23 protein-coding genes and 1 pseudogene are annotated in these 25,466 nt (G+C 54.7%); 4 read left to right on the forward strand and 20 right to left on the reverse strand.

The genetic code is table 11. From position 1 onward, the window contains the following. Positions 1 to 55: 55 nt before the first annotated feature. Entirely contained in the window at positions 56 to 856 is an 801-nt protein-coding gene (locus AC3DKE_RS00400; protein ID WP_487989691.1) for a crotonase/enoyl-CoA hydratase family protein, read from the forward strand. A 3-nt stretch (positions 857 to 859) separates the two neighbouring features. Here AC3DKE_RS00400 and AC3DKE_RS00405 read toward each other — a convergent pair. The 8 genes and pseudogenes from AC3DKE_RS00405 to AC3DKE_RS00440 form a co-directional block, all read right to left on the reverse strand. Further along, positions 860 to 1,438 (reverse strand): annotated as a pseudogene (locus tag AC3DKE_RS00405) (septal ring lytic transglycosylase RlpA family protein); the annotation flags it as partial. Between the two features lie 406 nt (positions 1,439 to 1,844). Then, a complete protein-coding gene (gene mltB, locus AC3DKE_RS00410; protein ID WP_487989693.1) occupies positions 1,845 to 2,891 on the reverse strand; it encodes a lytic murein transglycosylase B in 1,047 nt (348 codons plus the stop codon). A gap of 22 nt (positions 2,892 to 2,913) precedes the next feature. Further along, positions 2,914 to 4,062 carry a rod shape-determining protein RodA gene (rodA, locus tag AC3DKE_RS00415; protein WP_340675517.1) on the reverse strand — a complete coding sequence of 383 codons (1,149 nt, stop codon included), beginning with the start codon at positions 4,060 to 4,062 and terminating at the stop codon, positions 2,914 to 2,916. After that, a complete protein-coding gene (gene mrdA, locus AC3DKE_RS00420) occupies positions 4,059 to 5,960 on the reverse strand; it encodes a penicillin-binding protein 2 (protein WP_340675518.1) in 1,902 nt (633 codons plus the stop codon). Before mrdA ends, rodA begins: the two co-directional genes overlap by 4 nt. Before the next feature lie 53 nt (positions 5,961 to 6,013). After that, entirely contained in the window at positions 6,014 to 6,481 is a 468-nt protein-coding gene (gene rlmH / locus AC3DKE_RS00425) for a 23S rRNA (pseudouridine(1915)-N(3))-methyltransferase RlmH (protein WP_340675519.1), read from the reverse strand. 15 nt (positions 6,482 to 6,496) lie between these two features. Then, positions 6,497 to 6,856, reverse strand: coding sequence for a ribosome silencing factor (gene rsfS, locus AC3DKE_RS00430; protein WP_340675520.1), 360 nt, complete (start codon positions 6,854 to 6,856; stop codon positions 6,497 to 6,499). Next, positions 6,853 to 7,554: a nicotinate-nucleotide adenylyltransferase gene (nadD, locus tag AC3DKE_RS00435; protein WP_411729425.1), complete on the reverse strand. Its 702-nt coding sequence runs from the start codon at positions 7,552 to 7,554 to the stop codon at positions 6,853 to 6,855. The genes rsfS and nadD overlap by 4 nt, the downstream gene beginning before the upstream one ends. Continuing rightward, positions 7,529 to 8,785 (reverse strand): glutamate-5-semialdehyde dehydrogenase, encoded by a 1,257-nt coding sequence (locus tag AC3DKE_RS00440; protein WP_340675522.1) that lies wholly within the window; start codon positions 8,783 to 8,785, stop codon positions 7,529 to 7,531. The genes nadD and AC3DKE_RS00440 overlap by 26 nt, the downstream gene beginning before the upstream one ends. A 153-nt stretch (positions 8,786 to 8,938) precedes the next feature. On the opposite strand from AC3DKE_RS00440, the gene AC3DKE_RS00445 reads away from it, so the two are divergent. Continuing rightward, the gene (locus AC3DKE_RS00445) at positions 8,939 to 10,003 is read left to right on the forward strand and encodes an META domain-containing protein (RefSeq protein ID WP_487989697.1); all 1,065 of its coding nucleotides are present in this window, start codon (positions 8,939 to 8,941) and stop codon (positions 10,001 to 10,003) included. Between the two features lie 25 nt (positions 10,004 to 10,028). Here the strand turns inward: AC3DKE_RS00445 and AC3DKE_RS00450 are convergent, their stop codons facing one another. Genes AC3DKE_RS00450 through leuS form a run of 4 tightly spaced genes read right to left on the reverse strand, consistent with a single transcriptional unit; the run spans position 10,029 to position 15,088 of the window. Beyond that, positions 10,029 to 10,820 (reverse strand): acyl-CoA thioesterase, encoded by a 792-nt coding sequence (locus tag AC3DKE_RS00450; RefSeq protein ID WP_340675524.1) that lies wholly within the window; start codon positions 10,818 to 10,820, stop codon positions 10,029 to 10,031. Positions 10,821 to 10,838: 18 nt separating this feature from the next. Next, the gene (gene holA, locus AC3DKE_RS00455) at positions 10,839 to 11,864 is read right to left on the reverse strand and encodes a DNA polymerase III subunit delta (protein ID WP_340675525.1); all 1,026 of its coding nucleotides are present in this window, start codon (positions 11,862 to 11,864) and stop codon (positions 10,839 to 10,841) included. After that, positions 11,848 to 12,435, reverse strand: coding sequence for an LPS-assembly lipoprotein LptE (locus AC3DKE_RS00460; protein ID WP_340675526.1), 588 nt, complete (start codon positions 12,433 to 12,435; stop codon positions 11,848 to 11,850). The genes holA and AC3DKE_RS00460 overlap by 17 nt, the downstream gene beginning before the upstream one ends. A gap of 28 nt (positions 12,436 to 12,463) precedes the next feature. Further along, a complete protein-coding gene (gene leuS / locus AC3DKE_RS00465) occupies positions 12,464 to 15,088 on the reverse strand; it encodes a leucine--tRNA ligase (RefSeq protein WP_340675527.1) in 2,625 nt (874 codons plus the stop codon). A gap of 99 nt (positions 15,089 to 15,187) precedes the next feature. Here leuS and AC3DKE_RS00470 point away from each other — a divergent pair, with 99 nt between their 5' ends. Then, positions 15,188 to 15,952, forward strand: a complete 765-nt coding sequence (locus tag AC3DKE_RS00470) for a YdcF family protein (protein WP_487989700.1) — start codon at positions 15,188 to 15,190, stop codon at positions 15,950 to 15,952. Here the strand turns inward: AC3DKE_RS00470 and AC3DKE_RS00475 are convergent. From AC3DKE_RS00475 to AC3DKE_RS00495, 5 genes are read right to left on the reverse strand one after another with little or no spacing between them, the layout of a single operon-like run. After that, positions 15,946 to 17,166, reverse strand: coding sequence for an ABC transporter permease (locus tag AC3DKE_RS00475; RefSeq protein WP_340675529.1), 1,221 nt, complete (start codon positions 17,164 to 17,166; stop codon positions 15,946 to 15,948). The genes AC3DKE_RS00470 and AC3DKE_RS00475 overlap by 7 nt on opposite strands. Continuing rightward, positions 17,154 to 17,912, reverse strand: coding sequence for an ABC transporter ATP-binding protein (locus AC3DKE_RS00480; RefSeq protein ID WP_379070752.1), 759 nt, complete (start codon positions 17,910 to 17,912; stop codon positions 17,154 to 17,156). The genes AC3DKE_RS00475 and AC3DKE_RS00480 overlap by 13 nt, the downstream gene beginning before the upstream one ends. Then, the gene (locus AC3DKE_RS00485) at positions 17,912 to 19,096 is read right to left on the reverse strand and encodes an efflux RND transporter periplasmic adaptor subunit (RefSeq protein WP_487989703.1); all 1,185 of its coding nucleotides are present in this window, start codon (positions 19,094 to 19,096) and stop codon (positions 17,912 to 17,914) included. The genes AC3DKE_RS00480 and AC3DKE_RS00485 overlap by 1 nt, the downstream gene beginning before the upstream one ends. Further along, positions 19,093 to 20,442, reverse strand: coding sequence for a TolC family protein (locus AC3DKE_RS00490; protein WP_487989704.1), 1,350 nt, complete (start codon positions 20,440 to 20,442; stop codon positions 19,093 to 19,095). Before AC3DKE_RS00490 ends, AC3DKE_RS00485 begins: the two co-directional genes overlap by 4 nt. Next, a complete protein-coding gene (locus AC3DKE_RS00495) occupies positions 20,442 to 21,398 on the reverse strand; it encodes a TIGR01777 family oxidoreductase (RefSeq protein WP_340675533.1) in 957 nt (318 codons plus the stop codon). The genes AC3DKE_RS00490 and AC3DKE_RS00495 overlap by 1 nt, the downstream gene beginning before the upstream one ends. 112 nt (positions 21,399 to 21,510) lie before the next feature. Here AC3DKE_RS00495 and AC3DKE_RS00500 point away from each other — a divergent pair, with 112 nt between their 5' ends. Then, positions 21,511 to 22,590, forward strand: a complete 1,080-nt coding sequence (locus tag AC3DKE_RS00500) for a CobW family GTP-binding protein (RefSeq protein ID WP_487989706.1) — start codon at positions 21,511 to 21,513, stop codon at positions 22,588 to 22,590. Here the strand turns inward: AC3DKE_RS00500 and lnt are convergent. The 3 genes from lnt to ybeY are packed head-to-tail and all read right to left on the reverse strand — an operon-like array spanning position 22,558 to position 25,460. Then, positions 22,558 to 24,096, reverse strand: coding sequence for an apolipoprotein N-acyltransferase (gene lnt, locus AC3DKE_RS00505; RefSeq protein ID WP_484216363.1), 1,539 nt, complete (start codon positions 24,094 to 24,096; stop codon positions 22,558 to 22,560). The genes AC3DKE_RS00500 and lnt overlap by 33 nt on opposite strands. 3 nt (positions 24,097 to 24,099) lie before the next feature. Continuing rightward, positions 24,100 to 24,945: a CorC family transporter gene (locus AC3DKE_RS00510; protein ID WP_340675536.1), complete on the reverse strand. Its 846-nt coding sequence runs from the start codon at positions 24,943 to 24,945 to the stop codon at positions 24,100 to 24,102. Beyond that, positions 24,942 to 25,460, reverse strand: a complete 519-nt coding sequence (gene ybeY / locus AC3DKE_RS00515; protein ID WP_487989709.1) for an rRNA maturation RNase YbeY — start codon at positions 25,458 to 25,460, stop codon at positions 24,942 to 24,944. Before ybeY ends, AC3DKE_RS00510 begins: the two co-directional genes overlap by 4 nt. Positions 25,461 to 25,466: the final 6 nt, after the last annotated feature.

Here is a 25,466-nt window from a genome sequence, read left to right on the forward strand (position 1 = left end):
GATGGCAGTCATCTGCTAATCTTGCACGCAAGATTAGTTAGAGCTGAGATAAACCATGGCGGCAATTCGGATTGAGCGACACGGCAACATCGCTGAAGTAATTTTGGCGCGTGCGGAGAAGCACAACGCGGTCAGCGTCGATACGCTTACCGAGCTCATTGCTGCAGGTCGCGAGTTATCGCGCGATAAAAACCTGCGGGCGGTGATTATTCATGGCGAAGGCCCGAGTTTTTGCAGTGGCCTAAACATTCCCAGTTTTATGGCTAAGCCACAAAACATGGCGCGGCACTTTTTACGACCTTTATGGCGCAACACCAATAATTTTCAGGAAGTGGCTTGGGTTTGGCGTCGTTTAGCCGTGCCTGTGATCGCGGTATTGCATGGCCGTTGCTATGGAGCGGGTATGCAAATCGCTTTAGCCGCCGACTTCCGCCTTGCCACGCCAGATTGCGAGCTCTCAATCATGGAGGCGAAATGGGGTTTAGTGCCGGATATGTCGGGCACTGTGAGCCTGCGCGATTTAGTGCCGATAGATATTGCCAAGCGCTTATCGATGACGGCCGAATGCTTTAGTGCCGAGCAGGGCAAGGTGTGGGGTTTGGTGACAGAGACTCACGAACAGCCATTGCTTGCGGCGCGTGAGTTGGCCGCGAGCATTGCAACGCGTTCGCCAGACTCAGTGGCATCAACTAAGTTTCTCTTTCAGCGCGCATGGCCAGCATCGGAAAATCATGCATTTTGGCTAGAGCGCTGGTATCAGCTGCGTTTGCTGTTTGGTAAGAACCAACGCGTGGCGGTGAAGACTGTGCAGACTGGAAAGGCACAGTCGTATTTGCCGCGCCGCATAAAAAGCTAAGGCTTATTCTTCAGGGCTTGGGCGAATGGCGATATTCATCATCAAGCCGACTCGCTGTGCGCGCAAACCTCGAATCACTAACTCAGCTTCCTCACGAGTCAGCATGGGTCCAACTGAGACTCGGTAAGCCTGCTCTGGGTCGCGCTCTTTGATGACATCAATGCCAACGCCTTTGGGGATGATAGTTAGTAGGCGACTTTCCAAATCGTGGGCAAGATCAGCATTGCGAAAGTTACCCAAACGCACGCGATAAACCTCTGATGAGTTGAGCGCTTTGCCTTTGCGCAAATGACCGGTTCGACCTTGGTCGACAGGCTCAATGCTGACTTTCGCTACGCCTTTAAAGCCTAAGGCTTGCGCTGCCGCGTAGGACAGGTCGAGCATGCGTTTGCCGTGATATGGGCCACGATCATTTACCTTAACGATGACAACACGGTTATTGCTGAGGTTGGTGACGCGGATATAACTAGGCAGCGGTAGCGTGCGATGTGCAGCAGTGAGCTGATGCATATTGAAGATTTCACCGCTGGCGGTTCGGCGGCCATTAAAGCCTGGGCCATACCATGACGATATGCCGACTTGGCGTGGGCCAAGGTCGATTGTGTCGATGAAATAGGGTTCGCCGCGTAGCAGCCAAGAAGCACTCGTGCCGTAGCTGGCTAGCTCATCTTCGTCGAGTTTAAGGCCGGCTTCAGACTCATCGGCAATGGCATCAATTAATAAGCCGCTGTCATTGACCTCGTTATCGACGATGGCTTCTGCGGATTCGCTTGCGAGTTGCCATTGCTGCCAATTAGGCGCGCCGAGGTTAGCGGCAGGCGTTGCTTGTGGGGCTGGCGGTGGTGTTGATTGAGGCGTTACTTGAGGTGTTGCTTGCGGCGCTGCCTCTTCCGCGTAGCTGGCTGGTGAGAGTGTCGCGCCAAGCAGCAAGCAGAGGAGTAGCGAACAACTTTGGCCAGCAAACAAGTGCTGGCCAAAGCGCTTTGCCCTAGGGCAGGAGACTGATGGCACGCGTGCGTGCGCTTGCATCTGCGGTTTTCTTATCATGGGCCGCTTGTATCTCTTCGGCCAATTGGTGCGTGGCCATTGCGTAGAGGATACTGCGGTTATAACGCGTGATGACAAAAAAGTTGTTAAAGCCTATCCAAAACTCGCCGCCATTGTCGCCCTGCAGACGTAAACCAGACACTGGCGTGTTTGCGGGGAACATCTGCTTTTGGCGCGGCGTGATGCCGGCTTTAGCTAAAGCGGCAATGGTCGATGTGGTTTTCAGGTCGGTGCTAGTCGCATCATCATAGTTATCGCCATGGATGGCTGCGCGCACAGTCACGGGTTCGCCAGCTTTCCAGCCATTGGCTTTGAAGTAGTTGGCAATGGAGCCGATGGCATCGACAGGGTTGTTGATTAGGTCGATACGGCCATCACCATCGAAGTCGATAGCGAGACGGCGCCAGCTCGACGGCATGAACTGTGGAAAGCCCATTGCGCCGGCATAGGAGCCTTTGGCTTCAAGCGGATTGATGCCATTTTGCTTCGATAGAATGAGAAACTCACGCAGTTCATTGCGGAAAAACTTGGCGCGGGGTGGATAGTCGAAGCCTAGTGTGGCCAAGGCTTCGATGACTTTGTAGCCGCCTTTATTGCCGCCAAATTTAGTTTCTACACCCAAGATCGCTAAAATCATGCTGGCGGGCACGCCAAACTGAGCTTCGGCACGCGCAAGTGGTTCTTGGTATTGCTCCCAGAAGTCTACGCCGGCATCGACACGCGAGCTTTGCATGAAGATCGGACGGTAATCTTTCCATTCACGGCTTTTTTCTGCCGGACGAGCAATCAGTTCTAAAATTTTGTCTTGGCGCGATACATCTTCAAACAGTTTCGCCAGTTCGCCGGGCGCATAGATTTGCTGCGCTTCGAGCGTCTCAATCATGTCATTGAGTTCGTCGTATTTGGAAAAGTCGCCTGCGATGGCGTGGCCGCCGGTGCTGAGTGCAAGGGCGGTGACCGCCGCTCGCCAAGGAAATCGTAGCGTCATGCTGAATGCTCCAGAAAAAAGTTTAGCCCATTAACTTGCGATGCGCTTGTATCGACATCAGCACGCCAAAGCCTGACATCAAGGTAATAATGGCTGTGCCGCCGTAACTGATGAACGGTAACGGGACTCCCACCACAGGTAGAATGCCGCTGACCATGCCTGCGTTGACAAAGACGTAGACAAAAAATGACATCGTGATGGCTCCAGCCAATAGCCGACCATACGAAGTTTGCGCGTTGGTGGCAATTTGTATGGCGCGAATAAGGATAGCTAAGTACAGAGTTAGTAGAACAATCACGCCGATAAATCCGAACTCTTCCGAGAAGGCGGCGATGATGAAGTCGGTATGGCCTTCGGGCAGAAAGTGCAGATGTGATTGGGTACCATCAAGCCAGCCTTTGCCGGAAAGGCCGCCTGAGCCAATGGCGGTTTTTGATTGAATAATATTCCAGCCATTGCCGAGTGGGTCTGACTCTGGATCAAATAGCGTGATGACGCGACGACGTTGATAGTCGTGAAGAAATGTCCAGGCAACTGGCGCCGCCGCTGCCGCTAGAGCTGCCATGCCGCCAATTAAACGCCAAGAAAGTCCGGCGAAAAATAGAACAAAAAAGCCGCTCATAAACACCAAGATAGAGGTGCCAAGGTCGGGCTGTTCGGCGATTAGGCCAACGGGTACTAAGATCATCACGATGCAGACAAGCAGGTCGCGAAAACGAATGGGGATCGGGCGTGTGGACAGATACCAAGCGATCATCATCGGCATAGCGAGCTTGAGAAATTCGGATGGCTGGACACTAGTGACGCCGGGGATGTCGATCCAGCGCTGCGCGCCCATACGCACTTCGCCGATAAAAACGACAGCAACCAATAGGATGCTGCTAAGGCCATAAAGCCAAGGTGAGATATAGGCATAACTATTAGGTGTAATGCGCGCAAAAATCAGCATGACACCAAAGCCCAGCACAAAACTACTGGCTTGTTTCAGTGTCATGGTGAGGTCGGCACCACTGGCGCTATAGAGCGCGATGAGGCCGAGTAAGGAGGCGGCAATGAGCAGCGATGTCAGCACGGGGTCTAGGCGTAGTAGGCCCCAAATATCGATGCGCCGCTGAAAGTCAGCGCCAGTATTACTGGTGGTGCGAGCATAGCGCTGCTGAGGCGTATTCATTCGCCAGCATCCTCTGGAACTACCTTCGGCGGTGGTGGCAGCGTGCGGTTAATCTCGTAATCAAATAGCACTCGCGCAATCGGCGCAGCCGTTGAACTACCATGCTTACCATTTTCCACTAAGACGGCAACTGCAATGACAGGGTTTGTCACTGGAGCAAAGCCCATAAACCAGGCGTGATCATAGTGGCGCTCATCAAGCTTGGATTCGTCATAACGCTCGCCTTGTTTAATGCCTTTGACCTGCGCGGTGCCCGTTTTGCCTGCGATGTCATAGCCTTCGAGGCCAATACGCAAACGACTTGCCGTGCCGCGTGCGCCGTGTATAACCTCGCGCATGGCAAAGTGCATTTTGTCCCAGTCTTCGGGCTGGCCGTTGTATGGAATTAGATCGGGCTTGGGCAGATCAGGCTGGAATGTGGGGTCGCTGCTGCTGCGCAAAACATGTGGTCGTATGCGATGGCCGCCGTTGGCGACAATGGCTGTGGCTAGGGCAATTTGCAGCGGCGTAGCGGTGAAGTAGCCTTGGCCAATGCCCACCGACATCATTTCGCCGCGATACCACGGTGCGTTTAGGCGCTTACGTTTCCACGCCACCGAGGGCAGAGTGCCGGTGCGCTCGTTGACCAGATCGATGCCGGTTTCTTTGCCAAAACCGAATTCGGCCATCCAATCGTGAAAGCGGTCTACGCCCATACGGTCGGATAGTTGGTAGTAATAAGTGTCGCAAGACTGCTCTATGGATGTGACCATATTGACTCTGCCATGGCCTTGCTTTTTCCAGTCACGAAAGCGGTGATTCACGCCCGGCAACATGAAGTATCCGGGATCGCTGATGGTGTAGTCCCAATCGACTAGGCCGTAATGCAGCCCACCCAGGGCCTCGAATGGTTTGATGGTAGAGCCGGGTGGGTAGACGCCCTGTAAAGCGCGGTTATACAGCGGGCGATCGATATGGTCGCGCAGGCCGTTATAGAGCGACGATGGGATGCCGCCGACAAATAAGTTGGGGTCGAAGCCTGGGTTGCTGACGAAGGCGAGCACCGAGCCATCTCGTGGGTCTAAGGCAACAATGGCGCCACGGCGGCCAGCGAGCTGCTCATGGGCGAGTTGCTGTAGCTGGATATCTAGGCTGAGCTTTAAGTCCGTGCCGCGCTGCGGTGGTGTGCGTTTTAGTACGCGAATTTGACGGCCAAAAGCGTTGGTTTCAACGTGTTGATAACCAACTTTTCCGTGCAGCACCGACTCGTAATACTTCTCGATGCCAAGCTTGCCGATCAAGTTGGTGCCAGCATAGGCGGTGGCATCTAAGTTTTTTTGATCTTGTTCAGATATGCGCGAGACATAACCCAAGACATGGGCAAATAGCTCGCCTTGCGGGTAGTAACGAGAAATATCGTTTTCTGCGCTAACACCTGGAAATAAATAGCGTTTCTCTGTGAAACTGGCTAAGTCTTCTTCGCTTAAGCGCGAGCGAATTGGTACTAGCTCATAGCGGCGAGACACGCGCAGGCGCTTTTTAAAACGCTCAATCTCTTCTGGCATGAGATTGATAACGGGTACGAGTCTTTTAATCGTTTCGTCTAGGTCGCTGACTTGCTGGCGATTAATAACGAGGGCGAAAATAGGGCGATTATCGGCAAGTAACACGCCATTGCGGTCATAAATAAAGCCGCGTGGCGGAGCGATAGCCTCGAGATGAATACGGTTGTTTTCAGACTGCGTGACATAGGTTTCGTGCTGCATTAGTTGCAGCCAACCGTAGCGTAAAACCAGTAGCGTGAAGGCGAAAACAATAAAGCCGCCAGCAACAGCGGCACGACCTTTAAATAAGCCAACTTCAGCGAGTTGGTTTTTCATGGTCATGCGTTCTTGCGGCGTATTGTGATCTGGTTTCATGGACACAACAATAATTTATTGGGCGACGGTTTTAGGTAACGTCCGCGCACGGCTTAGCGGTGGTAGGGATGTCCCTTTAGCAGTGTCCATGCGCGATAAATCTGTTCGGCAAGGAGCACGCGCACTAATGGGTGTGGCAGCGTTAGCGGCGACAATGACCATTGCTCATCAGCGCGTGCCGAGGCATCAGCTGATAACCCTTCAGGGCCGCCCACGAGTAGGCTGATATTACGACCTTCAGCCAACCATTGTCTGAGTTTTTGCGATAAATCCTCAGTGCTCCACGGCTTGCCATGAACTTCGAGGGCGATGACGCGATCATTGTTCGCGACTGCAGCTAGCTGCGCTTCGCCTTCTTTCTCGGTTAGGCGCGCGATATCAACCGATTTTCCACGCTTGCCCGCCGCGATCTCAACGAGTTCAAGGCGCACATCATCGTTTAAGCGTTTGGAGAATTCGTGATAGCCCGTGCTAACCCAGTCGGGCATGCGCGTGCCCACCGCGATGAGTCTGATTTTCATCGCGATGGCCTAGCGTTAAACGCTAGATGTGCTTGCGCCCTGAGCTGTCCAGAGACGCTCAAGGTCATAGAACACGCGAGTGGCGGGCAGCATGACGTGAACAATCACGCCGGCGAGATCGATAAGAACCCATTCGCCTTCACGATCGCCTTCAATGCCGATGGGTGGGAATCCAGCGGCTTTGGCCTTGACCTGAACTTCATCGGCAATAGCGCGGACATGGCGCGTCGAAGTGCCGCTAGCGATGATCATGGTGTCGGTCATGCTAGTTAGTGGGCGCACGTCGAGCGTAGTGATCTGCTGTGCTTTCATATCGGCCAAGGCGTTGAGCGCGGCGTCTTGTAATCGTTGTGTATCGTCGTCAAGAGCATTCATGAGCTTGCTGGTGTCTCCGTAGCACGGTAAAGCCCGTGGTTAGCAATGTAGTCGCGTACTGGCGTGGCAAGCCAGTCATCAGTCGGTAAATTATTACCGATGCGTTGGCGTAGTTCCGTGCTTGAGATATCCCTTGCGGGGGTATCGAGTCTCAGCACAGCGCCAAAGGGGCGCGATTGTAACAGCTTGGCATCACTCTGATGGTGACTTTTTAGCCATATTTTCACCGTATCTGGCCAATCGAGTGTAATGCCAGGCCGCGTTGCGATAACAATATGAGCTAGATCGGTGAGATTTTGCCAATCGCGCCAGCGCGGCAAGCTATGCAGGCTATCGGCACCGATGAGAAAAGCCAATGGCGTTGCCGAGCCAATACGCTGTCGCCAACGCCTTAGGGTGTCGATAGTGTAGATCGGCGGTGCTTGGCTGAGCTCATCATCGCTAAAGTACCAGCTTGGCTCGGCGCTCGCGTTTAGCTGCAGGCGTAGCATGTCTGCACGCTGTGATGGCGTGGCGCCAGTGCTCGACTTTAACGGCGAGCCAGGCGTTGGCAGCCAATGCACCGTTTCCGCGCCAAGCAGTGCTTGTGCTGCGCATGCGGTATCAACGTGGCCGCGATGTACGGGGTCAAAGGAGCCGCCAAAGAGCAGCTGCATGGAGTGGCTAATGAGCTTATTGGCGTATTTGGCCGTCGCCAAACACGATCCATTTTTGCGAGGTTAGGCCTTCCAAGCCAACTGGGCCTCTGGCGTGAATTTTATCGGTAGAAATACCGATTTCAGCGCCCAAGCCGTACTCAAAGCCATCGGCAAAGCGCGTCGAAGCATTGATCATTACCGAGCTAGAGTCGACTTCTGCCAAGAATCGGCGGCCACGGCTATAATGTTCAGTCACGATGACATCGGTGTGGTGCGAGCCGTAATGGTTAATGTGATCAATCGCTTCACTAAGATCATTAACGACTTTAATGGCTAATACGGGCGCTAAATACTCAGTGAACCAATCGGCTTCGGTAGCGGCCAAAATAGTGGGTAAAATGGCGCAGGTTTTTTCACAGCCGCGTAGTTCAACGCCTTTGCTGTTGAAGGCATCAGCCAATGCAGGCAGCAGTTTGGCGGCAATTGGTGCGTCGATTAGCAGTGTTTCCATGGCATTGCAGACGCCATAGCGGTGCGTTTTCGCGTTTAGCGCAATGCGGCCTGCTTTGGCTTGGTCGGCGTCACGATCAATAAAGACATGGCAGTTGCCGTCGAGGTGTTTGATCACTGGCACGCGCGCCTCTCGTGTGATGCGCTCAATCAGGCCTTTGCCACCGCGTGGCACGATGACATCGACATGTTCGCTATCGGTAATTAAGGCGCCAACGGCGGCACGATCGGTAGTTTCAACGACCTGTACTACGCTTGCGGGCAGGCCAGCATTAACGAGACCGGCACTAATGGCCATGGCAATGGCTTGGTTGCTGTGCAGGGCTTCGCTGCCGCCACGCAAAATCGCGGCATTGCCCGACTTTAGGCAGAGCGAGGCCGCTTCTAGTGTGACGTTGGGGCGTGACTCATAAATGATGCCAATGACGCCGAGTGGCACGCGCATTTTGCCGAGCTGAATGCCTGATGGCCGATAAGTGAAATCGGTCATCTCACCAATGGGGTCGGGTAGCGCGATGACTTGGCGCAGGCCTTCGAGCATGCCGTCGAAACGCTCATCATTGAGCTGTAAGCGGTCGAGCAGAGCAGGGTCAAGATCATTGGCGCGGCCAGCATCGACATCGCAAGTGTTGGCAGCAATGATTTTGCTGCGATGCGCGACCATGGCGTCATGAATTGCTTGCAGCGCGGCATTTTTAGTTTGTGTGTTGGCGCGAGCAATAATGCGCGATGCGCTGCGTGCTTGGGCGCCAAGTTGCGACATATAGGCGGAAATATCCATTGAGCTTTATTCTCCTCAGTTGCCCAGAGTATAGCGAAGTTCATTAGGCGCTGGCATTCGGGCTTTACAATAGCGCACGCGCGTGGGACTTTCACAACCATGATGCGCATTTCAATAACTACTCAGTGGCTGCGTCTCAGTTGGCTTTGTGCCTTGCCCTTATGGCTAGGTGCGTGCAGCTTATGGCCGTATCACAGCGCGCCAGCGCCCATCCCTAATTTACCGGCCACCTGGTCCGGGGATGTCACTTGCCCGGGCTGTGTGCCGCATCAGCAAACGCTAACCTTATTTGCCGATGGCAGCTTTCATTTACGCGATGAATATCCAGCCAATCAGCGGCGTCGTGATCGAGAGTCTTTTTATGATATTGGTCAATGGTCACGCTTAAGCGGCGATGAGTCGCGGCTCATCCTTCGTGGCGGTAGCGAGACCCTGCGCCAATTCCGCTTGCAGCATGGTGGTGAGCTACGGCAGCTAGATGCCTCGGGCGCTGATATTCGCTCCATTCGCGACTATGTGCTGACCCGAGAAAAAGGTTTAGATCCAGTCGCTGGGCCAATGCGTTTGCTTGGCAAGCTTAGTGTGGATGATACGCAACTGCGCTTTAGCGAATGCTTAACCGGCCGTGAAATGACAGTAATTGACGGCCTGCCAGCAAGCGTCATTAAGCAGTATCGAGTAGCGCAAAAGCTGGTTAACGAGACCGGTAGCGCCCCAGTACTTGCTAGCGTGATTGGTGTGTTTAGTGCACGCCTAGCAACGAGCGATGAAGGCTCAGAGAATGCATCAGTTTGGCAAGTAACAGTTCCGCGAGTGCTGCGCTTTTGGCCTGGCGAGGACTGTGGCATAGGGGCTGCTGCGCCGAGTTTGCCATTGCGCGATACGCCTTGGCGGGTGCTCGCGATTGCTAATGAGCCTATCAAGGCTGACCCAATGGCGGCGACCTTGGCGCTACGTCTTCACGATGATGGCAAGGTCTCGGGGCATACCGGCTGTAATATTTTACGCAGCCAATATCGTAGCGACGACAGTGCACTCAATTTCGATGCTGTGATGATTACGCGTCGCGCCTGCATGAACCCAATGGCGCAAGCGCTAGAAACTACTTGGATTGAGGTTTTGCGCCGCACCACAGCTTATCGCGTGGTCGGCAGCTATTTAGAGTTGCTTGCTGGTGATCGTGTATTGGCGCGTTTGATCGCTAACGAAATGCATTGATTTAGCCACGCGCCTTACTCCGTGCTTAAAGAAACCCCGCCACATGTTGCTGTGAGCTTGCCACTAACTGCCCCGATGCCGACCACAGCTGTGAGCGCGCCACCGTGTAGCCATCGCCACAACTCAGCGTTTGCGCTTCGTACTGCCACCAGCCATCGGCCGCGATAGATTCTGCCAACACTTCGCAATCTAGCGTCCATGTCATGGTGCTGATTGGCGCGGGGCGCGTGAACATTTGCAGCGTTGTTGGTGGCCACGCATCAACATAGGCCATGATGATCGCTGGCGTGAGCAAAGTGCCTTCGGGCAGGCTTTCTTTTAGGCGTACCCAGCCGCTGACATTGGCCGTTTTGCTGCTGGTAAATGGTAGGCCGCCGCTAACCCAGCGAAAATCAAATCGTCGAGTAAAATCAGGCACTAAGCCGGGCAGATCGGGCATGGCCTGGCCAGTTTCTGGAGCAGCAACTCTGGGTGCGATGCTGCGGGGAACAATAATTTCTGATGCGCGAGCTTCGCCACACGTGGCCGTTAGCATTGCTACGGTTTTGCCGTCTTGCAGCATGCGGCATTGCGCTTGTAGCGATGATTTTCCGCTACGAATAAGTTCACTATTAAATTGAACTTCGCCAGGCGCAGCGGGGCCAATAAAATGAATGCTGGCGCTGCGCAGTGGTCGACCCTGCAAGGTGGTTTTTTCCAGATGGGTTTGCATAAGCGCTGCCACTAGGCCGCCATAAGTCGCGCGGCCTTGGCCCCAGCCATCAGGAATGGTAGCGCCAGTGTTTGTTACGTTGGCTAAAATATCGAGTAAGTTCATCGCGGATTCCAAGGGCATTTAGCCGGTAAAAAGTGGGCGGCCGGCCATGGCCATGGCAAGGCGTAATAAGCCATCCCAAGCGCGATCAGGCGACTGACCTTTAATCGCGCGATCAATATCAATGATGCCGCTGCTCATGCGTTGTAAGCGCGGCAGGCTTAGGCGGCGCAATGCATTTTGTGCCGGACCTTGGCGGCGTGACCAAAAGCCTTGTTGCGTGAGTAGTTGTGAAGAGGCTTGGCGTTGGTCGCTGCTGTGCATTTGCTCGGCAATTAAGGTGAGCCCGCGCAAGTCTTTCTGTAAGGCCCAAAGCACGATGGACTCTGCTACGCCTTCGGCTTGCAAGCCCAGCACTAAGCGTGCGGTACGTGTGGCGTCGCCATTGAGTACGGCATCGGCTAAATCGAACACCGAATAGCGTGCGCTGTCGCTGACCACGGCGGCAACATCCTCCACGCTTGGTGCTGTATCTGGGTGCAGGAGCTTGAGTTTTTCTAGCGTTTGCGCGGCGGCAAGTAGGTTGCCTTCGGTGCGATCAACAATGAGCTGTAAGGCATCGGCAGGCAGGCTCAGGCCCAGGCCTTTGGCGCGTGCCGTCAGCCATTTCGGCAATTCATTGGCGTCGATGTTATACAGCGAGACACCAACTCCAGCGCCTTCTACTTCGCTATACCATTTCGCTTTCTGAGCTTTGCCGTCGATCTTCGGCAGTAAAATCAGTAGCACAGTGTCTTCTGGCGGTTGTGCGGCTAAGGCGCAAAGTGCCTGAGTGGCAGCGGCGTCTGGCTTATTGTTGAAGCGCAACTCCATCAGGCGGCGCTGGGCAAACAGGGATAAAGCTTGCGCGTCGGCCAACACATCAGACCAGTTAAAGCTGCGGTCGACATCGTGGCGAATGCGCTCGTCATAGCCTTGCTTTATGGCCGCGGCGCGAATGCCATCAGCCGCTTCTTGCACCAGTAATGGCTCATCGCCATTGATGAGGTATAGCGCGGCAAGCGGTGACTCAAGGTGACGGGCTAGTTGCTCAGGGCGTAGTTGCATCGGGGCTTGTTTTAGTAAAACTGGTCGACTCTGGACTAGCTTTCGCAGTGTCTGGAGTGTCTGGAATATCACCTTCAGGGCTGAGATCATCGGCCTTTAAGCGTGTGAGCTGAGTCATGATCTGTGCCACAGCTTGCTGGCGTAAATCATCGATGAGAGTGTTTTCTTCCTCGTACTTACCAACAATGCGCGTGTTATCGAACTGATACGTACGGCGTAAGCGAATCACGCGATTCGGTGTGGCGGGCACACCGCTGGCATAGCGTAGTTGGTATTCAAGCTCGAAAAACAAAGTGTATTCAGCGGCCTTCGCGCGCGAGTCGATGCTCGTGGTTTGTCGCGTGATGCGCTCGGCGGTTAAGTGCAGGCGCAGTGGAGCAGCTTCGCTGATGACGCCACCAGCACGCTGAATGCCGGCAATCAGGTCGCGTTGTGTGGTGCTGTCTTCGCCAACCACGCCAATGGGGCTGATGATGCTTGGTAGCGTGTAGCTGCCGCGCAGTGCAAAGCCGCAGGCGCTTAAGCCGAGTGCGATAAGTGCAACAAGGGCAATCTGTCCCAAACGGGGCATGGCAAAACTCCTGTGTGCTGCCTGTACGTTAAACAACGATATTGACCAATTTTTGCTTCACCACAATGATTTTTTTCACCGCCGCGCCTGCCATTGCTCGTTGCGCATCATCATTTGCCAATGCAGCGGCTTCGATATCGGCTTGGCTAGCATCGGGCGCAACGTCGATTTGGCCGCGCAATTTGCCATTGACCTGAATCATTAGCGTCAGACTATCACGGGTCAGCGCGCTAGCATCGACCTGTGGCCAGTGAGCATCGCTCAAGCCACCAGCTAGACCAAGCGCCTGCAAAAGCGTATGACCAATATGCGGTGCAATCGGCGATAGCAAGGTGACGGCGGCAAGCAAGGCTTCGCGAACTAGGCTGTGCGTATTGGCATTGGCAATGGGTGCTTTTGGCAGCGCGTTGAGTAACTCCATCACAGCGGCGATGGCGGTGTTGAAGGTTTGGCGGCGCTCGTAGTCATCGCTTACTTTGGCGATGGTCTCGTGCAGCTTGCGGCGTAGCGCCTTGTCATCGCGGCTTAGTGCGGCAATGTCTAAGGCGCCAGGTGTGCCTTGCGATACGTGTTCATGAACAATGCGCCACAGGCGTTTTAGGAAGCGGTTAGCGCCTTCAACACCGGTGTCCGACCATTCCAGTGACTGGTCTGGCGGCGCGGCAAACATCATGAATACGCGTGAGGTGTCGGCACCAAACTGGTCAATCATGGCTTGCGGATCGACGCCGTTGTTTTTCGACTTCGACATTTTTTCCATGCCACCGTGAACCACGGGCTGGCTATCGGCAGTCAGTGTGGCGCCGGTAATGCGGCCTTTGTCGTCGTGCGTGAGTTGCACATCAGCAGGGTTGATCCAGTCTTTTTTGCCATTGTCAGCTTCACGATAAAACGTGTCGGCAATGACCATGCCCTGAGTCAGCAAACGCTTGAATGGCTCATCGCCAGCGAGCAAGCCTTCATCGCGCATGAGTTTATGGAAAAAGCGCGCGTAGAGCAGGTGCAAAATGGCGTGTTCGATGCCGCCGATGTATTGATCGACTGGCAGCCATTGTTTGCCGGCGGCTGGTTCGACCATGGCCGTTGTGCTTTGCGGTGAGGCATAGCGCGCGTAATACCACGATGACTCCACGAACGTGTCCATGGTGTCGGTTTCGCGTTTAGCCGCCGCGCCACAGCTTGGGCAAGTGGTCTCGTAAAACTCGGGCATGCGCGCAAGCGGTGAGCCAGCGCCATCGGGCACTACATCCTCAGGCAGCACTACCGGCAGCTGATCTTCGGGCACCGGCACATCGCCACAGCTTGCGCAGTGAATGATGGGGATTGGACAGCCCCAATAGCGTTGGCGCGAGATGCCCCAATCGCGGAGGCGGAATTGGGTTTTGCGCGCGCCATGGCCGTTGGCTTCTAAATCGGCAACGATGGCATCAAAGGCCTCGGTCACGCTCAGGCCATTGTATTTTTCGCTATTGATGCTGGTGAGACCGGATTTTTGGCCATACCAGTCTTGCCAGTTGCTGGCGTCAAAAACGCCGTCGGCCGTGGCGTAGACCGACAGAATCGGCAGCGCGTATTTATTGGCAAAAGCAAAGTCGCGTTCGTCATGAGCGGGCACGGCCATCACCGCGCCTTCGCCATAGCCCCAGAGTACATAGTTGGCGACATAGACCGGCAGTTTGCGGCCATTGAGTGGATGGATAACGAACTGGCCAGTGGCCATGCCCTTTTTCTCCATCGTCGCCATGTCGGCTTCGGCGACTGAACCAGCTTTGCATTCAGCAATAAAAGCAGCGAGTTCAGGATTGTTCAGCGCCGCACGTTGCGCCAATGGATGCTCGCCAGCTACGGCAACATAGGTCGCGCCCATGAGTGTGTCGGGGCGGGTGGTGTAGACCTTGAGTTGGCCATTGATGCCAATGCTGAGCTCGTCGTAATCGAAGCTGATATCGGCACCGAAGCTTTTACCGATCCAATTGCGTTGCATGGTTTTGACCTGCTCAGGCCAGCCATCGAGCTGGTCAAGGTCTTGCAATAATTGCTCGGCGTATTGCGTGATGCCGAAGTAATACATGGGGATTTCGCGTTTTTCGACCAGTGCGCCGGAGCGCCAGCCGCGACCATCAATGACTTGCTCATTGGCAAGCACGGTTTGGTCGATAGGGTCCCAGTTCACACTGCCCGACTTTTTATAAATCACGCCTTTTTCAAATAGGCGGGTAAATAGCCATTGTTCCCAGCGGTAATAGTCTGGCTTGCAGGTGGCGATTTCACGCGACCAATCGATGGCCAACCCTAAGGATTTAAGCTGGGTTTTCATGTATTCGATATTGGCGTAAGTCCATTTCGCTGGCGCCACGGAATTGTTCATCGCGGCGTTTTCAGCGGGCAGGCCGAAAGCGTCCCAGCCCATTGGTTGCATGACATTGAAGCCATTTAAGCGCTTGAAGCGGCTCAGTACATCGCCGATGGTGTAGTTGCGCACGTGGCCCATGTGCAGCTTGCCGCTAGGGTAGGGAAACATCGATAAGCAATAGTATTTAGGGCGCGTGTCGTTATCGTCGGCGATGTGTGCGTTTGTGGCTTCCCACTCGGCTCGGGCGGCGGCTTCAAGGATCTGCGGCAAATACTGTTCTTGCATAAATATAAAACTCATCGAATTACGCGAAATGCGCCATAGGATACGCTATGCGCTCTGGCCGCGGTATAGCAGCGGCAGCTTGTGGGCCGATCTAACTGGGAATGACCGATGCCGATGACTCAAATTATTCATGCGCTACTGTTGCCACCGGCCTTGCTCTGCTGGATGGGTTTGCTGGCGTTATTGCTGGCCTGGCGAGGTTGGCGCATCAGTGCAACGGCAGTGGCGTTGCTGGCGATTGTGCTTAATTACGCGTTAGCCACGCCAGTTGGGGCCTACGCCATCTCGCATCCATTGGAGCAGCGCGTGTCGGCATTGAATGATCTGGCGCAGATACCCAGCGCCGGCTATCAGGCCATTGTTGTACTCGGCGGTGGCCGTTATGACGCCGCGCCAGAGTTTGCTGGTGCCGATGTGATGAGCAGTGAAATGCTAACGCGCCTGCGCTATGCCGCCCGTGTTGAGCGCGCAACGAAATTGCCGATTCTTGTTACCGGTGGTTCGCCCTTGGGCAAGGCCGATGATGAGGCGAGCTTGATGGCGCAGTCATTATTGGAGGATTTTCGCGTGCCCGTGCGCTGGCAGGAGCGGTTGTCGCGCACCACGGAAGAAAATGCTGAGCTGAGCTGGGCCATGCTGTCGCCACTGGGCATTAAACGCATTGTCTTGGTCAGTCACGCCTCGCATTTGCCGCGTGCACAGGCTTTGTTTGAGCACGTGGGCTTTCAGGTGCTGGCGGCACCAACTGGCTTCACTACCGAGGGCGCAGAATGCCGACCACTTATTTGCTATACGCCGCAGCACAGCTCATTGCTCGAGACGCGGCGAGCCTTGCACGAATGGTTGGGGCTGGCTCGCGATGCACTCGTCGTTCATTGAAAACGTAATGCCTCAATAGGCCGTAACTTTGCTGCGCGATTGGCGGGGTAATAGCCGAAGAAAATGCCAATTGCGCCGGCAACCCCGAAAGCCAGCAGCAATGAGCTGAGCGTGACAATCACTAGCAAATCGAAGATCAGCGCCACGCTTAAGGCGATGCCGATGCCAACGGCGACGCCAATAATGCAGCCGACCAATGAAATCACCACGGCCTCTAGCAGAAACTGCAGGCGGATAGCATTTGGCCGCGCGCCGATGGCCATGCGAATGCCGATTTCACGTGTGCGCTCAGTGACCGAGACCAGCATGATATTCATGATGCCGATGCCGCCTACCAGCAGCGAGATGCCGGCGATTGCGCCAAGTAGCAGCGATAAAATGGCGGTGGTTTCGGCGGCAGTATTGGCTAGAGCTGTCAGGTTTTGCAGAGTGAAGTCATCTTCAGCGTCGTTACTGAGGCGATGACGCTGACGTAGATTAATGCGCAGATCACGCTCGACGCGTGGCATCGCTTCCTCACTAGTCGCTTGCACCATGATCATGCGCACCGAGTTGCGAAAGCGGTTGCCAAAAAGCTTGCGCTGCGCGGTAGTGATAGGAATGACGATGGTGTCGTCTTGGTCACGGCCGTCGAGGCTTTGGCCTTTGCTGCCAAGCACGCCGATAACTTGGAATGGCAGGTTTCGAATGCGCAGGGTTTCGCCAATCGGGTCTTCATTGCCAAACAAATTGCTAGCGACCTTTTTGCCGATGACGGCGACTTGCGCAGCTGATTGTATTTCTGGTTGATCAAAGGCGTAGCCAGAAGTGACGGTCCAGTCGCGCAATGTAAAATAGTCGGCGTTGGAGCCTACGACATAAGTGTTCCAGTTTTGCGCGCCATAAATGACTTGCGAGCTGGATTGCACGACCGGTGCGGCGGAGGCAACGCCTGTTATCTCGCGTAAGGCGCTAGCGTCATCGACGGTGAGGCTGGGCGCGCTGCCATAACCGCTGCGCACGCCATTGGCACTAGTGGCGCCAGGTAAAATGATGAATAGATTTGAGCCCATGCTTTTGATCGAATCATTGACGCGGGTTTGCACGCCTTGGCCGATGGCGAGCATGGCGATGACCGCACCGACACCGATGATCATGCCGAGCATAGTGAGAAAGCTGCGTAGGCGGTTAGCTTTCAGTGCCAGTAAAGCCTCGCGGAGCATTAGCCACCACATGGCGCGGCTCCTGATGTGGCTGTGCTGCTTCCAGCTATAGGTGCCGGCTTCAAGCCCTCACTCGCCGGCCCATCAAACTCCTTATGGCCATCGACTAAGCGCACCAAGCGTTGCGCGTGAGCAGCAATATCGGGCTCGTGTGTGACTAAAACTAAGGTGATGCCTTCTTCGCGGTTAAGCTGGCCAAACAGCGCCATGATTTCCGCACTGGTTTGTGTGTCTAGGTTGCCGGTGGGCTCATCGGCCAAGATCAAGGCTGGGCGATTTACCAATGCGCGGGCAATGGCCACGCGCTGCTGCTGACCGCCAGAAATTTCACTAGGCAAGGCTTGTGTGCGTTGGCCCAAACCGACGCGCGCAAGCATGTCACTGGCGCGCTGTTCGCGCTCAGCTTTTGCCACGCCAGCATAGGTCAAAGGCAGAGCAACATTGTCGAGCAGGCTGGAGCGCGGCAGCAGGTTAAAGCCCTGAAAAACAAAGCCGATGGTACGGTTGCGTAAGTCGGCAAGTTGATCGTCATTGAGCGTATTGACTTGTTCACTGGCCAAGGTGAAGTCGCCGCCGCTGGCACTATCGAGACAACCTAAGATATTCATCAGGGTTGATTTTCCCGAGCCAGATGGCCCCATGATGGCAACGAATTCGCCGCTCTCAATGGTCAAATCGATGCCGTGCAAAATTCGCACTGGACCAACGCCACTAGGGTAGTCCTTAACGATTTGTTTGAGCTCAATGACGCTGGCCATTAGTCTCTCATCCGAAACTTCATGCCTTTACTGGCCACTTCTTCTGCCGACAAAACTTGCTCGATGACTACTTTGTCATCCACCTTTAGTGCTGACTTGTCACCGAGCACTTCAGTAAAGCGGCGATCGGTAATGCCCAGTGTCACACTGAATGGTTTTAAGCCATCAGCTGTCTGCTGCCAGACGGTGCCTTTTTGGCCGGCCTTAGCTTTTACACTAGGCTTGCTTTGCGTTTCGGCTTCCTCTTCGATAGGCGCCAGCTTGGCATCTTCTGGTGGTCGAAAACGCAGCGCGGCTGTTGGCACACGTAAGATATTTTTGCGCTCTAATGTGTCGATAGTGACGTAAGCCGTCATGCCCGGCAGGAGCTGACCATCGGCGTTATCAACACGAATGATGACGGCATAAGTCACCACATTTTGCTCGGTTAATGGGTTCAGACGAACTTGCACGACCTCGCCAACGAAGCGCTTAATTGGGTAAGCATCGACACGAAATTTTGCGCTTTGACCCACGTGTATGCCGCCGATATCAGACTCGGTGAAATAGGCGTCGATGTTCATTTGGCGTAAGTCTTGCGCGATTTTATAAAGCTCAGGTGTTTGAAAGCTCGCTGTAACGGTTTGACCAACATCGACGGCGCGCGACACAACCACGCCAGCAACTGGTGATCGAATTACGGCGTAGCTCAAATTGACTTGATCGCGTTGCACCTGTGCTTGCGCCTGCGCCACGCGGGCCTTCGCTTCAGCTAAGGCTTGGCGGGCTTGATCAACTTCTTGTGTGGAAGCAAAGCCTTCGCTGGCTAAGGGGCCGATGCGCCGCCAATTTGCATTAGCCAGTGCTAAGCCGGCCTGTGTGCTGCTTAGGTTGGCGCGCGACTGTGTAAGTTGAGCTTGCAGCAGCGAGTCATCGAGGCGCATCAGCACTTGGCCAGCACTGACCTTGTCGTTGAAGTCGGCGGTATAGGAGGTGACGATGCCGGAGACTTGGGTGCCAACGGAGACTAGCGTGACAGGACTGAGCTGGCCATTGGCCGACACGGTTTGGGCAATGTCGCCACGATCGACACTGGCGAATTCGTAGCGCGGGGCATCGCTGCCGCTAAAGCAGCTGCGCATGATGAGGGCAGCGATAACAATAAGGCCGAGGATGGCAAGCCAGCGGAGACGAGAGGCGGTCATGGTTGGATATCCTGAAATGCAGCATCGGGTGAGGCGGTGAGTAGGCCGGCGGCGCGCGCGAGTTGAACGCGTGCGCTGGCCCAGTCGAAGCGGGCGCGTGCTTGTTGTTGGCGAGCATCGGCGAGGGTGCTTTGAGCGGTTAAGACATTGAGCACATTGCCTAGGCCGGCTCGGTAGCGCGCTAGGGCGGCACGGCTAGATTCGGCTGCCGATGCCAGCAAGCTGTCGGTTGCATCGATGCGTGAACGAGCGGTATTGACTTGCTGCCATGCCAGCCAGACATCAAGGCCGACTTGCTGGCGAATGCGATCGAGCTCAAGCGTTTGTTGATCAATTTGGCTTTGCGCACCACGCTCCTGATAGCGCTGCTGAAAGCCGGTAAACAGTGGCAAGGTTGCAGTCACAGCGACTTGGCCGGAGTCGCGCTGGCCAAAGCTATTTCGGCTATCGCCAGCACTGGCGTTGAGGCTAATGCGCGGCAGGCGTTGCGCAGCTAATTGATCTAGTGATGACTCAGCAGCGGCGACTTGCTGCTCCTGCGCGATACGTTCTGGCCGGCGTTCATCGGCCAGTTGCATCAATACTGCAAGCGCAGGCGGTGCGCTGAGTTGGCTTGGATCGGGCAGGGTGGTCTGCGGTGTAAGGGCCGTATTGGCGGGGTAGTTGGCGAGCACGGCTAGCTGACCATTGCTGGCGGCAAGTTCGCCTTCACGCTGGATGAGCACCAACTCTGCTTGAGCCAAAGCGGTTTGCGCTTGCAGCGTATCTTCGCGTGTTCCAACGCCAACTTTAATGCGCTTTTCAGCGGCTTCGGCAGTCTCTTTTGCGGCAGCTAATGAAGATTTAGCGCTAGCGACGCTGGCCTCTGCGGCGAGGCGATTAAACCAGGTGGCAACCGCTTGCGCCGCGAGACTGTGGATGCTGGCATCGGCACTGGCTTGAAGGCCAAAAAGAGTGCTTTTCGCTTGTGAGACACCAGCATCGCGACCGCCAAAATCATAAAGTAGCCAGCTCGCATTGGCGCTCAATGTGCGTTGATCTGGGTCAGTGCCGGCTACGCGGTCGCCAAAATCACGGCTGCTGCTGGCACTAATATTTAAGCTGGGATAATAGCCTGAGTTGGCAGCGCCAACTTGTGCACGTTGAGTTTGCACGCGTTGCCATGCAGCGCGAGTGTCTAGATTGGCGCAAAGACTGCGCTCAACATAGCGTGCGAGTGTGAGCTGAGTGTCTTGGCTAATATCTGAGCAGGCGGCCGCAGCAGCAGCTGTGCTTGCCTGTGCTGAGCTAATTCCGATGCTAAGCGCAAGCAGCCCCAGTGCATTTTGCCAAGTGACCCGTTTCATTAATCGTTATCTCTTGAGCTGTCGTTTCTTGAGAGCGCCGAGCGTAAGGCATCTTCTAGCGTGCTATGAAGGAAGCGATAGTCGGCGCTTAGTAAGCGGCTAGGCATGACGCGTTGGCCATCGAGCAAGAGAGTGGACATCTCACCAAGGCCTAGTTTCAGCACGCTGGCGGGCACACGTAAAAATGCTGGGCGACGCAATAATCGGGCTAATGTGCGAGTGAATTCGGCATTGCTCACTGGCGCGGGTGCGGTAAGGTTAAACACGCCGTGTAATGAACGATCGGTGAGCATGCGTAAAACCACTTGGACCACATCGCTGCGCGACACCCAGGACAAATACTGTTCGCCATTGCCCAAAACGCCTCCCAAGCCTAAGCCAAACACTGGCAATAAGCGGCGCAACATACCGCCGCCTGGGCCTATAACGACGCCTAAGCGCAAAGTGCATACGCGCGCGTTTGCTGGCGCGGCGGCAAGCGCGGCGGCTTCCCAGTCGCGGCAAAGATGATGGGTGTAGTCGCCGCTTTCGGCAGACGATTCTTCATCTAAAATACGCTCACCTTGGCTGCCATACCATCCAACAGCAGAGCCTGAAATAAGCACATTGGGCTTGTGCTTAGCGCGGCGTAGCCAATCGCCAAGTGACTCGGTAAGCAGCACGCGGCTGGCATGTAGTTCGAGCTTTCTTTGAGTAGTCCAAGGCTTATCAGCGATGCCTTCGCCGGCAAGATTGATGACGGCATCGAAGGCTTCATCACGCGCTAGCGCATCGAGTGAGGAAACAAAGCGCAGGCGGCCAGTGTCGGCCCAAGCGGCATAATGCTTCGCCATTTTTTCGGGCTGGCGGGTCAGCAATGTTAGGTGGTCGCCTTGAGCTTGATCGGGTGCGCCGACTAATACAGGTACGAGTTGAGCGCCAATAAATCCTGTGCCGCCGGTGATCAAAATATTCATCGCAGGCATCCCTGTGTCATCATCGATTTTTAAGTCTAGTGTGGCTGCAGGCATTGTGCCTATGGCGAGTGCTGAACAGAAGCGTAGACCAGACAGAATCGGTGAACTTTACATGACTTTACCCACAAACTCCGCTGAGCCAAACGCCGGCGCTCAAGGCATGAGCTTTAAGGCCGCGCCTGCGAAAAAGCTTTCAGTGCATCTAGTCACCGGCTTTTTAGGCGCTGGTAAAACCACCTTGATTTCGCGCTGGATGGCCGAGAAGCCAGTCGATGAACGCTGGGCAATTTTGGTCAATGAATTTGGTCAGATCGGCATCGACCAAACAGCTTGGGCAGGCGACGATGTATTTATTCAAGAAGTCGCTGGTGGCTGTATTTGCTGCTTGCAAAATATGCCACTGCAGCTGGCGCTGGGGAAAATAACCAGTCGCGGCGATATTGATCGCCTGATCATTGAGCCGACGGGCTTGGGCCACCCAACGCAGATTATTGAGATGCTACAGGAGGCGCACTGGCAACCATACTTGAGCTTGGCGGCGAGTGTTTGTGTGCTCGATGCGCGCATGCTTAACGATGCCAGAGTGCGCGAGCATGAGACGTTTATTGCGCAAGTAGCGGTGGCCGATGTGCTGCTATTTAGCAAAGCCGATGTGCTCAGCGATGCTGAGCGAATAACCGCCAATGAGTTTGCTGCTGAGCTATCGCCAGCGAAGGCTCTGCTGGCATTTGTTGGGCCCGAGTCATCGCGTATTGAGGCTTTATCGGTGGCAGCGAAGGCGCCAAAGCAGCAGCGTCGCAGTCTGCTACATGCGCCAGTTATTGCAGCGCTAAGCCCTCGCTTAGATGGCGTAAGTGCTGAACAAGCCGCACAGGCCAAGCTTCCGCCGTATCACTACCATGAGTCAGCTCAAGGCCACTTCATTGGCGGTTGGATATTGCCGGCAAGCTGGTGTTTTTGCCACGATGAGTTGCTTACTGAGCTGATGTCATGGCGCGACGCCGAGCGCGTGAAGGGTGTGTTTCATACCGATAAAGGCTGGATATTTTTTAACGCTACAGCGCTGGATTTAGCTATTCGCTCGAGCGAATACCGCAGCGACAGTCGCGTGGAAATCATAAGCCCAATCGATCTGGATTGGGCTCTGCGTGAGCAGCGATTACTGGCCTGTCTTATCGCTGCTACGGCCTAGGCGAACACTGCGTTGCCAGCTAACCAGTAATAGCAAAACACAGAGTAATAGCACTGGCCAGACGCCGGTGCGCTGCCATGGCGTGAGGCCATGCGCGGGATAAATTTCGCCACGTAATACGGTGCGTGTAAATGACGGCGCTTGGCTGACGACATGGCCTTGTGGGTCGATGAATGCCGTCACGCCATTGTTGGTGGCGCGTACAATATAGCGACCGGTTTCTTTCGCGCGCATCCGCACCATCTGAAAGTGTTGCGCCGGGCCTATCGAATGGCCGAACCAGCCGTCATTGCTCACCGTGACTAAATAATCCACGTTCGATAAGCGTTGCACCAACGATGGATAAGCAATTTCGTAGCAAATAAACGGTGCTAGCGTGCGGCCTTTGACCAGCAACGGCCCCTGCTCGGCGGGGCCCCAAGTGAAACTAGACATGGGCAAATCAAAGAATGGAATAGTGCCGCGAATCCATTTTTCAAAGGGAATGTATTCGCCAATCGGCACTAGCTGCTGCTTGTGATAAATGCCTAGGCCATCGCCCGATGCCATGATGCTGTTGTAAAACAATATCTCGGTGCGATCATTGTTCCATGTTGCGTAGGGAATGCCGGTAACAAAGGCGCTGCCAGCTTTTATCGCTTCATAATCAAGATCAGCCAATAGGTCTCTGGCTTCATGAGCAAATTGCGGGATGGCTGCTTCAGGCCAAATGACTAAGTCGCGACCCCATTCGCTTTTTGATAAGTCTTGATAAATAGCGGTGGTTTTGTCGCGCCATTCCAAAGCCCATTTCGACTCTTGTGGAATATTACCCTGTACCAAGCTAACGCTAACTGGCGCTTCTTTATTGATTGTGGTCCAGCTGATGGGGGCGAGTAATCCACCAACCAACCATGTCAGAGCGATCGCGATAATGGCGCCAGGCGCGGCCTTGCCATGACGCAAGATGCTGAGCAAAGCCACGGCACTGATGCCGGCGGCCAAGCTCACGCCATAGATGCCCATGAGCGGTGCCCAGCCCGACAACGGCGTATCGATAAAGCCGTAGCCTGTCATCAGCCAGGGGAAGCCGGTCAGTAGCCATGAGCGCAGCCATTCGCCCAGCACCAGTAGCGCCGGAAGTGCCAGCCAATTCAAGCGCCAGAGCTTTAGACGGCCATACAGCCAGCCTCCGGGGACAAAGAGCAACGCCATCACCAGTGCAACCACAGCAAGCATGAGCAGTGAGACTGGCCAACTGGTGTTGCCGTAGTCGTGCATCGATACTAATAGCCAGCTGCTGCCGTGCAGCCATAAGCCCGCGCCGAACATATAGTGCAGCCAAGCGCTACGACGCGCGCTGCTTTGCTCGAGCAAATTGGCAAACAATGCGAGTGCCAAAAGTGCCACGGGCCACGCGTTGTAAGGCGCAAGGCCGAAGGGCATGAGCGCGCCAAGGATGAGCGCGAGTGGCGTGCGCAGAGGTGTTTGTCTCAGGGCGTCGAGCAGGGCAAAAAAGCGTTTCATTGTTTAGCGAACTTCAACTTTAAGTAGGCGAATGGTGCGGTTGTCGGCTTGCAGAACACTGAAGCGCCAGCGATCTAGCTCGATCACTTCGCCTTGTTCGGGCAGGCGTTCGAAGGCGTTGAGAATGATGCCGGCGATGGTGTCGAAGTCGTCATTGCTGAAATTGCTTTTGAAGTAGTCGTTAAATTCGGCGATGGGCGTGAAGGCTTTTACTAGCCATTCGCCAGGATGCATTTCTCGAATATCTTGATCTTCAAAGCTTTCATCTTCGTCATGCTCATCGTCAATTTCGCCAACGATTTGCTCTAGTGCATCTTCAAAAGTGACTAGGCCGGCAATGCCGCCATACTCATTGACGACGATGGCCATATGGCTTTTTTTGCTGCGAAACTCGCGAATCAATTTATCCAAGTGCGTGGATTCCGGCACAAAAAACACTGGCCGTAAAAATTCCATCACAGTGGCATCGTCGCAATGATTATTGACCAGTTTCAATAGGTCTTTGGCAAACAAAATGCCCACGACTTCATCGGGATTATCGGTGGCGATAACGGGGAAGCGTGAATGTGCTGACTCAATCAAACCAGCCATGGCATTGCTGACGGTTTCGTCGGCACGCAGGGCAACCATCTGCGCACGAGGGATCATAATCTCGCGCACTTGGCGCTCAGAGACTTGTAGCGTGGATTCAATAATGCGCTGTGCTTCAACATCCATTAATCCGCGCTTTGCCGACTCACGAATAATTTCGAGCAGCTCCTCGCGGGTGTTGATTTCGCCACTCCAGGCATCCGCTAAGCGGCTTAACCACGACTTCGATGTGTCTCCAGACGATCGATCCTCGCTCATGGCGATGTTTTCCCCTCTTCTAGTGCGTTGTTTGTCAGGTCGTCATCATACGGGTTATCGATGCCAAGACACGACAATATCTCAAGTTCTAGAGGTTCCATGCGTGCGGCATCGTCTAGTTCAATGTGGTCATAACCGAGTAAATGCAAGCTGCCGTGGACAATCATATGCGCCCAATGCGCCGCTAAAGGCTTGCCTTGCTCATGCGCTTCTGTGGCAACAACATCGGCGCAAATGGCCAAGTCGCCTAATGGCCGCTCATCAAGTTCGGCGAGCAGGGCTTCGGGCAAATCGGCTGGGAATGACAGCACATTGGTGGCGTAATTTTTGTCGCGATACTGCGCATTGAGCTCGCGGCCTTCTTCTTTGCTCACGATGCGAATATCGACCGAGCACGGCTGCGTAATGCTGAGCGCTCTCAGCACAGCGTCTACATAGCGCGTGCAATCAACTTCAGTGGGCAAGCCTTTTGGGCTGATACCGTCGTCGACGTCTAACCAAACATTAGCGGCCATGATGAC

It is taken from the genome of Paraperlucidibaca sp. (genome assembly GCF_982810325.1).